General features: G+C 57.3%; 1 protein-coding gene. It reads left to right on the forward strand.

Annotated features, from left to right (window positions below):
• Positions 1-626: transposase (locus tag GSP01_RS14640; RefSeq protein WP_141354695.1), on the forward strand; the 626-nt coding region annotated here is incomplete at both ends.

The raw sequence follows: 626 nt of genomic DNA on the forward strand, positions 1-626 counted from the left end.
GGGCTGTCTGACCGCGTGCTTGATGCCAAGACTGCCTGGCTGTTCCGGGAACGTCTGACCCAGGCGGGGGCTATTGAAAGACTGTTTGACCGGTTTGACGCGACCCTGCGGAACGCCGGTTATCTGCCGATGTCTGGCCAGATCCTGGATGCGACATTGGTAGCGGCTCCAAAGCAGCGCAATACCAACGGAGAGAAAGCCGATCTTCGGGAGGGACGGATCCCACAGGAGTGGCAGGACAAACCGGCAAAGCTGTCGCACAAGGATCGTCATGCGCGCTGGACCCTGCAGTTCACGAAGGCAAAGCGGCAGGATGACGGGACGATCCCCACAACGGATCTGGCTATCCCGTTCTTTGGCTACAAATCCCATGTCTCCATCGACCGGAAGTTCCGGTTCATCCGGAAATGGAAGACGACGGATGCCGCCGCCAGTGATGGTGCGCGATTGCGAGAAGGGCTGCTTGATAAAACCAATACGGCCTCAACCGTTTGGGCAGACACGGCCTATCGCTCAAAAGCCAATGAGGACTTCATGGAAAAGCACGGCTTTGTCTCAAAGGTTCACAGGAAAAAGCCGCATCTCAAACCGATGCCCCGGCATATCCAGCGGTCCAATGCAGGGAA

Source organism: Gluconobacter sphaericus NBRC 12467 (genome assembly GCF_006539125.1).
Classification (GTDB): Bacteria; Pseudomonadota; Alphaproteobacteria; order Acetobacterales; family Acetobacteraceae; genus Gluconobacter; species Gluconobacter sphaericus.